The sequence below is a fragment of the Pseudorhizobium halotolerans genome (genome assembly GCF_902153235.2).
GTDB classification, from domain to species: domain Bacteria; phylum Pseudomonadota; class Alphaproteobacteria; order Rhizobiales; family Rhizobiaceae; genus Neorhizobium; species Neorhizobium flavum.
Map to the genome: position 1 here is coordinate 52,541 of NZ_CABFWE030000007.1, position 11,710 is coordinate 64,250.

Here is an 11,710-nt window from a genome sequence, read left to right on the forward strand (position 1 = left end):
GTAGGTCTGCAAAACCGCTCCGAGACTGCCGCCGAACTTGCGGTGGCAGGAACGCATATCACTTCTAAACCTTCGCGAACAGAAGTGCACCACCACTATGCGATTTTGGGGGTTTTTGGTCAATTCCGTCGGAAATTAAAACCATTGCGCGAAGTGACTGCAATCAAAAACATGATCATTTCAAGCAACCAGAAATGGGTCTGACGCTCGGCGTCGCTCCACGACGGCATCGAGACTTCCTTGAGCCCGACATCCAGGAAGGCTTTCTGGTTGAAGCTCAGACTCTCGACGACCGTTCCCGCAGGTGTGATCACTGCGGAAATCCCGCTATTGGCGCTGCGAATAAGAGGAAGGCCGGTCTCCACGGCGCGCAGGCGGGCCTGCTGAAAGTGCTGATAGGGGCCGGGGGTGTCGCCGAACCAGGCATCGTTGGTGATGTTGAGTATCGCAGTGGACGATCCCGCATCGGCGCCGATCTCGTGCGGGAAGATCGCTTCGTAGCAGATCAGCGGATAGAGGGTACGGCCATCCGGCAGAGACAGGAGCGAGCGTGTGGCGGCGGCCGAAAAGCCCCCCGGCAGGGCGACCAGGTTCTCGACCCCCCAATCGCGCAGCCAGTTCTCGAAAGGAACGTATTCCCCGAACGGGGTGAGGTGCACCTTGTCGGCGGCACCGCGGATCTCACCCCGGTCGTCGATAACATAGACGGAGTTGTAGTAGCGCGGAGGTGATCCGGCGCTGGAGTATTCTACGCGTACGGCCCCCGCCACCAGAACCTGACCCTCCTCAAGCACCTCCGCGATCCGGGCGAGCGCATCCTGGTTCTCGGTGAGGATGAAGGGTACCGAAGTCTCCGGCCAGACGATGATGTCGGGCCGTCTTTCGCCCTTTGCCGGTGCAGCAGATGAAAGCGCCAGATGCTCCTCGAAGATCGCCGCCCGGTCGGAGTTCTGAAGCTTCCGGGACTGGTCCAGCACCGGCTGGACAAGCCGCACGATCGTCTGCGTGCCCTCGCCGGCATCATCTGTCGTGGTGGAAAGACGATAGCCTCCATAACCGAAATGTGCGCACAGGAGGACGATGCCACAGGCCATTCCCGCAGCCAGTCCGCGGCGCGTGCCGAAGAGTGCCGGAAGCGAGAAGACGAAAACTGCCAACGTCGACACGCCGAAGAGCCCGATGGCTGCAGAGGATTGCATCATGATGGGCGTCTGCATGGCGCCGTAGCCTATGGCATTCCAGGGGAACCCGGTCGCCACGAAGCTTCTCAGCCATTCCGCAAGGCCGAACCCGAAGGCCAGTGCAGCCACCCGAGCCAGCCCGTCCGACCAGAGCAGTCCGGCAAGCGCGGTCGCCAGGCCGAAGAAGAGGGCCAGGAAGGCAGGCAGGCCGAGCACCGCAAGCGGCAGGGCCCAAGCAAACTGGTCCGCTTCGACCAGAAGGGCGTTGCCAAGCCACCAAAGACCAGCGAGGAAGTAGCCGAATCCGAAGGACCATCCGAGAAGGAACACGGATCGCAGGCGCACTACCCAGCCGCTTCCCGGATGCGACGCCTGCCCGTCCATCAGCCAGACGAGCAGCGTGAAGGAGATAAAGAGAGCTCCGAATATCCCGAAAGGCGGCAATGCAAGGGCGCCAACCGCACCGGCGGCGAAGGCGAGCGCATGACGGCGCGCGCCCCATAGAAGCATTATCCTGCCCGCCAGCCGCTCCATCCGCAATCCTTCCCCTGCCCCGAATCAGGATCGCAGTGTTTCAAAATTCCCGCCGCCTGTCCCGCCAAGGGCATTAGGAAGCATTCCGAACATCGGATGCTGTATGGTCGGCGACAGTCACCGCATCGGCAACAGGGGCGGTCGTGGCAGCATCGGATGGAGTGTCCCCCTCACCCTTGCTGTGCCGCCGGCGGGAGAGCATACGCTTGCGGACGATACGCACCCGCTTGATCCGCCGAGGATCGGCGTCGAGTATGTGAAACTCGAAGCCCGGGAGAGCCTGGACCACCTCGCCGCGAACCGGAATCCTGCCGAGCGCCGAGAAGATCAATCCACCCAGCGTGTCCACATCCTCGACACGGTCGCGGATGTCGAAGTCGGGGCCGATCGCCTCGGCGATCTCTTCCAGTTCCACGCGAGCATCGGCGACGAAAATGTCATCGGCCGAACGCGAGAACATGACCTCGTCGTCGTCGTGTTCATCTTCGACGTCACCGATCACCATTTCCACGATGTCCTCGTGGGAGACGAGACCGTCGGTGCCGCCATACTCGTCGATGACCAGCGCCATCTGCGTTCGCGCAGCCTGCATGCTCTGGAGCAGGTCGGAAGCAAGCATGGACGGAGGCACGAATAGAATATTGCGGATCAGCCCCGCCTCCGCGACGGTCTTGCTGAGATCCACCCGACCGAGGTCGAAGGATGGCTTCGGTGTTCGGGCCTGCTTTTCGGTCTTCTCGCTGGCGAGCGGCATGGGCTGGGCCGGAGCCGCGCGCGGGACCGAGCGTCGCTTGTTGCGAGCCTGCTTCGCCAGGTAGGAGAGAAGATCGCGGATGTGGACGAAGCCGCGCGGATCATCCAGTGCATCGCAGTAGACAGGCATTCGCGACCGGCCAGTCGCCTCGAAGTGGATCATGAGATCGCCGAGCGTGATCGTCATATCGACCGCCTCGATATCGGCCCGCGGCACCATGATGTCTTCGACACGAACCTCACGGAACCGCAGGATATTGTGCAGCATGGCCCGTTCTTCGGGCGAGAAGGCACTGCTGATGCCGGCGTCGGTCATCAGCGCATCCGCAAGATCCTCCCGCAGGCGCTCGCCCTGTGCGGGTCGCACGAGGCGCATCATCCGCGCCCAAAAGGAACTCTGGCTTCGGGTAAGGTTGTCGCGTCGGAGCGGACTACTGTCTTCTTCCGAGGAAGTGTCCGAACCGGATTTGCCCTCATGGGCAGCAATGGTCGATATGTCGTTCATCGTTCCAGGTCATTGATCGGGTCTTGTCCCGCATAGGGATCAGATAGGCCAAGCTTGGCCAAAATGCGAGTCTCCGTCGCTTCCATCCGTTCGGCTTCGTCGTTTTCAATGTGGTCATAGCCGAACAGGTGCAGAAAACCATGCACCAGCAGATGCGTCAAATGCGCGTCGAAGCTCTTGTCGAGCTCCGCAGCTTCCCTCTCGACTGTCTCACGGGCCACTACGATGTCGCCCAGCATCGGGCCCGGCATCTTGCCCGGCGCGATTGGGTAAGCAGGGAAGGAGAGGACGTTGGTTGGCTTGTCCTTTCCTCGCCACTCGGCATTGATAGCGCGGATCTCTTCATCGCCCGTGAAGACGAACGAGACTTCAACAGGGTGAGCGGGAAAGGGCTGCCCTTCCGCATCGGCCAGATAATCTGCCGCAACCGATAAGACGGCCACGGCCTGCTTCGCCAGTTCCTCTTCCGAGGACCACCCGGTCTCCTCGACGCTAACCTGTATATCCAATTGCGGCATCAGACTACGTACGATCGGCACCTTACCGGTCGACTTCCTCGCTTTCCTCGTGAACAGCGTATTGGGCGTCATAGGCCTGGACGATCCGCCCGACGAGCGGGTGGCGCACCACGTCGACATCCTTGAAGCGGGTCACGGATATCCCCTCAACCCCCTTCAGCACATGCAAGGCTTCCACAAGACCGGACTTGACCCCGCGCGGAAGGTCCACCTGGCTTGGATCACCGGTAATGATCATCCGCGCATTCTCGCCGAGACGGGTCAGGAACATCTTCATCTGCATCGATGTCGTGTTCTGCGCTTCGTCGAGGATAACAGCCGCATTGGAGAGCGTGCGTCCGCGCATGAAGGCGAGCGGGGCGATTTCGATGACGCCGGCGGTGATTGCACGCTCCACCTTGTCGCCCGGTATCATGTCGTAAAGCGCGTCGTAGAGCGGCCGCAGGTAGGGATCGACCTTCTCCTTCATGTCGCCGGGCAGGAAGCCCAGCCGTTCGCCCGCTTCAACAGCCGGGCGGGAAAGGATGATTCGATCCACGGCGCCGCGCTCGAGCAACTGGGCCGCGTGCGCTACGGCGAGATAGGTTTTGCCCGTGCCGGCAGGACCGACGCCGAAGACGAGTTCCGCCCGCTCGAGCGCCCGAATGTAGGTATCCTGAGTGGGGGTACGTGCAACGATCGTCTTCTTGCGCGTAGAAATCTGCGCCATGGACAGCTTTGCCTTGCGCTCCATGGTCGGCAACTGCAGCTGGTCGTCCGCCGCAACCGCCATGCGGATCGCGCCTTCGACATCCGAAGCCTCGACGCTGCCGCCCTTCTGGAGCCGCTCGTAGAGATAGTCGAGGGCACGACGTGCCTGGTTGGTCGCCGTGACATCGCCGGAGATCGATACGGAATTGCCCCTGGCGCGGGCATCGACATGCAGCCGCTCCTCGAGCAATTTCAGATTCTGGTCAAATTGTCCGAAAAGTTCGCTCGCTAACCTGTTGTTCTCGAATGTCAGCACGAAGTGGTTGGCATCGGGCGCAGCGGATCGGGTTTGACGCGCGGGTGAAGAAACCAGTTCGTGTCCGTTCAAGTAGGCAAGCTCCTCGCCAGTGGGTTCAGGCTATGATTACATCCCGTACGGGCTCCGCAAACAAGCTGTTCGGCCCCGTTCCGATGATTCGTACCGGAATAATGTCACCTATCTGCGATGTTTTTGCATCAACATTCACAGACTGCAGCCAAGGCGATCTTCCGATCACCTGACCCTCGTTCCGGCCAGGCTTTTCCAGCAACAGGTCGATGACCTTTCCAACGCAGGATTTGGCGAACTCCGCCTGCTGTTTCAAGAGGAGGGCCTGCAATCTTTCAAGCCGTTCCGACTTCACGTGCTCGGGAACCTGATCGGGAAGGTCGGCACCGGGCGTCCCGGGACGGGTGGAATACTTGAACGAAAAGGCCTGGGCATAGCCGACCGCCTGAACGATCCGCAGCGTATCCTCGAAGTCGACATCGGTCTCTCCGGGGAAGCCGACGATGAAATCGCCGGACATGGCAATATCCGGCCGCGTCGTACGGATTCGGTCGATCAGGCGCAAATATTCCGACGCCGTGTGACGCCGGTTCATCGCCTTGAGGATGCGATCGGAGCCGGACTGAACGGGAAGATGCAGATAGGGCATCAGCGCGCGCAGATCCCTGTGAGCATCGATCAGGCGATCATCCATGTCGCGCGGATGGCTGGTGGTGTAGCGCAGGCGGGCGAGGCCCGGCACCTCGGCCAGGCGATAGAGCAGGTCACCCAATCCCCATTCTCGGCCATCCGGACCCTCGCCGTGCCATGCATTGACGTTCTGGCCGAGGAGCGTGATCTCGCGCACCCCGGCATCTGCCAGACGGCGTGCCTCGTCGACGATCTGGTGCAAGGGTCGCGAGACCTCCGCACCACGCGTATAGGGCACCACGCAGAAGGTGCAGAACTTGTCACAGCCTTCCTGAACCGTGAGAAATGCCGTAACGCCGCGGGCGCGGATGCGCGCCTTCTCGGTCGCCGGCAGATGCTCGAACTTGTCCTCGACCGCGTAGTCGGTATCGACGACCCGCGTGCCCTCTCTTGCACGCCGCAGCGCCTCAGGAAGCCGATGGTAGGTTTGCGGCCCGACAACCACGTCGACTGCGGGAGCACGCCTGAGGATTTCTTCCCCTTCCGCCTGCGCGACACAGCCGGTGACGCCGATCATCAATTCCTGCCCGTCCGCCTTGCGGGCCTGTTTCATGTCCCGCAGCCGTCCCAGCGCGGAGTAGACCTTCTCCGCAGCCTTCTCCCGGATATGGCAGGTGTTCAGCAGGATCAGGTCCGCTTCTTCCATGGCATCGGTCGGAACATAGCCGTCACCGGCAAGCGCGTCGCCCATGCGCACGGAATCGTAGACGTTCATCTGGCAGCCATAGGTCTTGATGAATACCTTGCGGGTATTGGCGGCGCCTGCCTTGTCTGCGGCCGGAGGAGTTGTTGCGGTGTCGTTGCTCATGGGCGGGCTCTTTACCGCAAGACGGCCCGCAATAGAAGGGTTTATCCGGCTTCGCGACCGCGAAGTCGAGTAAGCAGCATGCGCCGGATCTGCGCGGCGACCGCTGCACTCAACAGCTTGCGGTTGTCGCCGGCTCGAAACTCGATTGTCTGCCCGAAGGAGATGTCGACATCAATCGCCTGCGCCTTGAGCACGCCGATCAGGTGTGGCACCAGCTCAATGTCGCCCGGCCAGGCTGCAATCGGCCTGTGATACCGTCCCATTGCCATGCCGTGCACCCGCGTATAGGCGATGGCGACCGGTTGGACATGGACGACATTGCCCGGCACCTGCGGCACGGCCGCCGCGGCAGCGCCGAAAAGCGACGACTTTATCTCCAGCACCCGATTGCCGTCTGACGTCGTGCCTTCCGGGAAGAGCACGACGACTTCACCCGCCTTCATACGCTCGGCGATCTCGTTCACCTGGCGGCCGGCCTGGCGCTTCTGCTCCCGCGCCACGAAGATCGTCTTCTGCAGCTTGGCGAGAAGCCCGAAAACCGGCCAGTCGGCGACTTCAGACTTGGCGATGAAGGCGACGTCCGCGATCGCGCCGAGAACCAGGATGTCCTTCCATGAGACATGGTTGGCGGCGAGCATCAGGGGCCGGCGCGGCTCCGGCTTGCCGTGAACGTGGATGCGGATGCCGAGCAGGCGGCAGGCGGCACGGTGCCAGTATCGCGGGACGTAGCGGCGGAGCCTCAGGTCGAATGCCAGCCCGACGACCTGGAGAGGCAGCAGCACCAGCGTGACTGCCGCAAGCGAGACGACGACGAAGCCGATCCGCAACCAGGTGATCAAGCGTCGCCCTTGTCGAGCGGCACACCGTAGAGCTCCAGCCGATGCCCGACGAGGCGGAAGCCATGCTCGCGGGCAATGCGCTCCTGCAGCGCCTCGATTTCAGGCGAATGAAATTCGATGACGGAGCCGGTTTCGAGGTCGATCATGTGATCGTGATGCTCCTCGGGCACGGTCTCGTACCGCGCGCGACCATCCCGGAAATCATGCTTCTCGATGATGCCCTCGTCCTCGAACAGCTTCACAGTCCGATAGACCGTTGAGAGCGATATACGAGGATCTACGGTCAAGGAGCGGCGATAGAGTTCCTCAACATCGGGATGGTCATCGGATTCCTGGAGGATGCGCGCAATGACCCGGCGCTGCTCCGTCATGCGCATGCCCTTGTCGGCGCACAGTTCTTCCAGTGTCTTGGAAAGATCTGTCATGACGTTGCCGCCTCTCGTTATCTAACTGATGGAACTAGCGAAGATCGCGCTTCATGACAAGCGCCGACGACCGCTCCCCACCGGCGCTTTCGTAGTAAGCGGGACGTTCGGCGACGGTCACGAAGTCGAGCTTCCGATACAGCCGGACCGCCGGCTCGTTGGCAGCCTCGACCTCCAGGAAGATTTCTTCCGCGCCTCGCTGCTCGGCCTCGCGCAGGGCCGCCTGCATGAGGCGCCAACCCAGGCCCGCCCCTGCAAATCGCTCGGCGACCGCTATCGTCAATATCTCCGCTTCGCCGGCAGTCTCTCGCGCCAAAACGAAGCCCGCCGCCGGACGGGAGAAGAACGCATTGGTCTGGCGGGCGATGAAGCCGAAGACGTTCGGCTGCAGCAACAGGCCGAGAAATTCGCCGTCGTTCCACTGACGTGGAAACCGCTGACCGTGGAGCTCAGATATCTCACGGCAGTCCTGGTTCTCGAGCGGAACAATCTCGAAAAAGGGCTTCCACTGGAGATATTCTTCCAGCATCGCAATCAGGCCCTGGCAAGCGCGTAGCCGGTCTGCGGCTTGGCATCCGGCCCACGCAGGTAAAGCGGCTTCGGACGCGCCGCGTCCAGGGGCTTTGCCGCCCCCAGTCGCGCGATGATCGAGATATCGAAGCGATCGGCACCAGCGGATGCTTCCCCACCCATGGCAAGATCACGTCCCGATCCCGTCAGATCGGCAGAAAGCGAAGCTGCCAGATCTCTCGCGGCCTGCGGCGGAAGCGCCTGCGGCTCCCCCAGCGAGTTCCCATCGGCAGCGAAAGCCTGGACATAAAGTTCGCCGCGCTTGGCATCCATCGCAGCGACCACCGGGCCGGAATGTCCTCCATCGAGGAAGGCGTGGGCAAGCACCTCAAGGGTCGTTACCCCGACTGCCTGCACACCTAGGGAAAGCGCGAGCCCGCGCGCCGCAGCGACGCCGACCCGAATTCCCGTGAAGGAGCCGGGTCCAACGACAACCGCGATTCGTCCAACATCTGAAAGGGGCCGACCGGCCTGGGCTAGCGCCTCGTCGATCGCGGCCATCAGCCGTTCCGCATGCCCCTTGCCGATGTTGTCGACGACGGAACCCAGGATCTTAGAGGAGGATGTGTCATAGACCGCCGCGGAACAATCGGCCCCGGCGGTATCAATGGCCAAGAGGAGCATCGACAGCCGACAGCCTTAAAGGGCTTCGACCGACTGCACTTCCGGGACGAAGTGGCGAAGCAGGTTGTGCACACCGTGCTTCAGGGTTGCGGTGGACGACGGGCAGCCGGAGCAGGCTCCCTTCATGTTCAGGTAAACAGTACCGTCCTTGAAGCCCTTGAAGGTGATGTCGCCACCATCCTGGGCAACAGCAGGCCGGACGCGAGTTTCGAGCAGCTCCTTGATCGTAGCGACGATCGTCTCGTCGCCTTCGTCATAGAACTCGCCCTCTTCGTCGAAGGCTTCGGCTGTGCTTGTGCCACCGCCCATGACCGGCTGACCGGACATGAAGTGCTCCATGATCGAGCCGAGGATGGCGGGCTTCAAGTGCTGCCACTCACCACTCTCCTTCGTCACGGTGATGAAGTCGTAGCCGAAATAGACGCCGGTCACTCCAGGAACTGCGAAAAGGCGCGAGGCGAGGGGCGATGCTTCCGCCTCGCCAGCATTGCGGAAGTCCGCAGTGCCCTTTTCCATGACCACCTTGCCGGGCAGGAACTTCAGGGTTGCCGGGTTCGGCGTTGCCTCGGTCTGAATGAACATCTTGCTTCTCCGAAGTGCGCACGGCACTTAGTTTAGAATTCTTCCAAAGAAGATAATCCCGATCACCTTTCGGTTCAAGTGCGCTTTTCGATCCCTGCCGTCAAGCGCCTCAGCACAGTGCGTCGATCTCCTCGTCGGACAGACTGTCGGGCAGAACGGTGACGGGAATGGGAAACACGGCGCCTCTGCCCGCAATGGCGGACACGAGGGGGCCGGGACCTTCCTTGGCCGAGGCTGCCGCAAGAACAAGGATGGCGATATCCCGGTCCTCTTCGACCAGATCATTGATCTCATCCGTGGCATTGCCTTCCCGGATCACCACTTCCGGGTCGATGCCGATCGATTCGCGCACCTTCTGGGCAGCCTTGGCCATGATGGCCTCCGCCTCCTCGCGGGCTTCGGCGCGCATGATCGCCTCGACGCCCAGCCACTGCTGAAAGTCCCCTTCCGGAATGACGAACAGCAGGACGAGCCCGCCATTGGAATTCTTGGCGCGGCGGCCGGCGTAGTGCACAGCCCTTTCGCATTCCGGCGTTCCATCGATGATCGCCATGAACTTGCGGCGGTGTCCCTCAAGTCGAGACAGGCGTTTTGAAACCATGGCAGCCCTCTTCCTCCCGAAGCTCGACGCGGACGGTCGAGCCGCGGAATTTATACCAACGCGACGAAAATAAAACTGTGGCGATTGCGACGAAGCCGCACGCTCAGCGCAGGAAGCCTATGATGTCGAAAACGTCGCCCATCACCTTCGACGCCCGCGCCCGGGCCCGTTCACCACCGTCGCGAAGGATAGCATCAATGTGCGTGGTGTCGTCCATCAGCCGCCGCATCTCGCCGGTAATCGGCGAGAGGACGTGGACCGCGAGATCGGCAAGGGCCGGCTTGAACGCCGAGAACTGCTGTCCGCCAAACTCCTTCAGCACGTCTTCCTTCTTGCGGTCCGCCAGTGCCGCATAGATCCCGACAAGATTGTCCGCTTCAGGGCGACCTTTAAGGCCGTCAACCTCCGAGGGCAGCGAATCGGGATCGGTCTTCGCCTTGCGGATCTTTTTCAGGATCGCGTCGGCGTCGTCCATGAGGTTGATGCGCGAAAGGTCCGACGGATCGGACTTGGACATCTTCTTCGTACCGTCCTTCAGCGACATGACGCGGGGCGCCGGACCTTCGATCAGGGGCTCCACCAGCGGGAAATATCCATGGATAGGCTCCTCGCCGACGACCATGTCGACGCCGGTGCCGGCTGCGCGGATCTTGTCCTGAAAATCGATGTTGAACTTCTGAGCGATATCCCGCGCCAGTTCGAGATGCTGCTTCTGGTCATCGCCCACCGGCACGTGCGTGGCACGGTAGACAAGGATGTCGGCCGCCATCAGGCTCGGATAGGCAAGGAGGCCAAGGGAGGCATTCTCACGGTCCTTGCCGGCCTTGTCCTTGAACTGTGTCATGCGGTTCATCCAGCCGATACGGGCGACACAGTTGAATATCCATGCCAGTTCCGCATGCTGCGGCACTGCCGACTGGTTGAAGACAATATGCTTCACGGGATCGACACCGGATGCGATGAACGCGGCCGCGATAGAGCGAATCTGATTGCGCAGATCATCATGAACCAACTGCGCGGTGATCGCGTGCAAATCGACGACGCAATAAATGCAGTCGTTGTTCTCCTGCAGAGCCACGAATTTCCGGATGGCCCCGAGGTAATTGCCGAGATGCAGGTTGCCTGTCGGCTGCACGCCGGAAAACACGAGCGGCTGGAAGGTATTCATCTTGTCCTCAATAGGCTGGTGGAGGGCCCCAGGCCCGGTGGGCCATGTTGCTAACGGTCGGGCTTATGCACTTCCCTGCCCCACCGATCAAGTAGATCGCGAAGAGCCAGCGGGACAAGTTCCTGCCTCATTTTTGCCACATACTCGCCTCTCCGCCTCGTCATGAGTTGCTCAAAAACCGGCGGCCTCGCCGAATTCCGCCGAATTTTTTAGCGGATTCTGTCTTGCTTGTGTCAATTTTGCATAGCTTCCGATGCGTCGCCTTGAGCACTGATTCCTTTTGCCTTTCGAAAATTTTCTCCCGCCGCCAAAGCGGCGTCGCGCGCAAGCACTCGATTTAGCAATTGATACCATCAACGTCAGCGGAATATTCCTTCATATTTGCGACACTTTCTGGAACCATTTTCCGCTCACCTAAGAAGGCTCAAGATGATTTTGAGCCAGCCATAGGGGGATACCATGCGCATTGTTCTTCGTGTCGCGCTTGCCTCTCTACTCTCGGTCGGCCTGAGCGGTGTTGCTGAAGCCGACAACTCACAGAAGCGCCGCGGCAATATCTTCAAGCACGATTACACGGCTGCCTATACGGTCCAGCGGGTCAGCGTCAGGACCAGTTGCTTCCCATCCAAGCTGAAGGCCATCCTGGCCCATATCGCGGTCCACACGGGCAAGAGGCCGGTCGTCACGTCCGGCCACCGCCCACGCTCCGGCCGCTCGCAGCATAGCAACTGCTACGCCGCAGACATTCGCGTCCCCGGGGTGTCGGAGAAGAAGATCCTGGCCGTCGCTGCCAGTGCCCCAGGCATCGGCGGCATCGGCCGATATTGCAATGGGCTCGTGCACGTGGACATCGGGCCCAAGCGCCGCTGGGCTCACTGCGGACGTCGGAAGTGA

The 11,710-nt window shown here is 61.4% G+C and carries 13 protein-coding genes; 1 reads left to right on the forward strand and 12 read right to left on the reverse strand.

The genetic code is table 11. From position 1 onward, the window contains the following. Positions 1-119: 119 nt before the first annotated feature. From lnt to trpS, 12 genes are all read right to left on the reverse strand, one after another. Positions 120-1,715, reverse strand: a complete 1,596-nt coding sequence (gene lnt / locus FN060_RS13160; RefSeq protein ID WP_142588536.1) for an apolipoprotein N-acyltransferase — start codon at positions 1,713-1,715, stop codon at positions 120-122. 73 nt (positions 1,716-1,788) lie between these two features. Beyond that, positions 1,789-2,973 (reverse strand): transporter associated domain-containing protein, encoded by a 1,185-nt coding sequence (locus FN060_RS13165; protein WP_142588537.1) that lies wholly within the window; start codon positions 2,971-2,973, stop codon positions 1,789-1,791. Then, entirely contained in the window at positions 2,970-3,491 is a 522-nt protein-coding gene (ybeY, locus tag FN060_RS13170) for an rRNA maturation RNase YbeY (protein ID WP_142588648.1), read from the reverse strand. The genes FN060_RS13165 and ybeY overlap by 4 nt, the downstream gene beginning before the upstream one ends. Before the next feature lie 22 nt (positions 3,492-3,513). Continuing rightward, a complete protein-coding gene (locus FN060_RS13175; protein ID WP_077547451.1) occupies positions 3,514-4,569 on the reverse strand; it encodes a PhoH family protein in 1,056 nt (351 codons plus the stop codon). Positions 4,570-4,594: 25 nt separating this feature from the next. After that, positions 4,595-6,007, reverse strand: a complete 1,413-nt coding sequence (miaB, locus tag FN060_RS13180) for a tRNA (N6-isopentenyl adenosine(37)-C2)-methylthiotransferase MiaB (protein WP_142588538.1) — start codon at positions 6,005-6,007, stop codon at positions 4,595-4,597. A gap of 41 nt (positions 6,008-6,048) precedes the next feature. Next, positions 6,049-6,843 (reverse strand): lyso-ornithine lipid O-acyltransferase, encoded by a 795-nt coding sequence (gene olsA, locus FN060_RS13185; RefSeq protein ID WP_142588649.1) that lies wholly within the window; start codon positions 6,841-6,843, stop codon positions 6,049-6,051. Next, positions 6,843-7,271, reverse strand: a complete 429-nt coding sequence (locus FN060_RS13190) for a Fur family transcriptional regulator (protein ID WP_142588539.1) — start codon at positions 7,269-7,271, stop codon at positions 6,843-6,845. The genes olsA and FN060_RS13190 overlap by 1 nt, the downstream gene beginning before the upstream one ends. Positions 7,272-7,305: 34 nt before the next feature. Further along, on the reverse strand, positions 7,306-7,800 hold the full coding sequence (locus FN060_RS13195) for a GNAT family N-acetyltransferase (protein WP_052636636.1): 495 nt from the start codon (positions 7,798-7,800) through the stop codon (positions 7,306-7,308). 5 nt (positions 7,801-7,805) lie between these two features. Beyond that, on the reverse strand, positions 7,806-8,465 hold the full coding sequence (gene tsaB, locus FN060_RS13200; protein ID WP_142588540.1) for a tRNA (adenosine(37)-N6)-threonylcarbamoyltransferase complex dimerization subunit type 1 TsaB: 660 nt from the start codon (positions 8,463-8,465) through the stop codon (positions 7,806-7,808). Between the two features lie 15 nt (positions 8,466-8,480). Beyond that, positions 8,481-9,047, reverse strand: a complete 567-nt coding sequence (locus tag FN060_RS13205; protein WP_052636631.1) for a NifU family protein — start codon at positions 9,045-9,047, stop codon at positions 8,481-8,483. A gap of 109 nt (positions 9,048-9,156) precedes the next feature. Next, positions 9,157-9,648: a universal stress protein gene (locus FN060_RS13210; protein WP_052636628.1), complete on the reverse strand. Its 492-nt coding sequence runs from the start codon at positions 9,646-9,648 to the stop codon at positions 9,157-9,159. A 103-nt stretch (positions 9,649-9,751) separates the two neighbouring features. Next, positions 9,752-10,816, reverse strand: coding sequence for a tryptophan--tRNA ligase (gene trpS, locus FN060_RS13215; RefSeq protein ID WP_077547447.1), 1,065 nt, complete (start codon positions 10,814-10,816; stop codon positions 9,752-9,754). Between the two features lie 459 nt (positions 10,817-11,275). On the opposite strand from trpS, the gene FN060_RS13220 reads away from it, so the two are divergent. After that, positions 11,276-11,710 (forward strand): YcbK family protein, encoded by a 435-nt coding sequence (locus FN060_RS13220; protein WP_077547446.1) that lies wholly within the window; start codon positions 11,276-11,278, stop codon positions 11,708-11,710.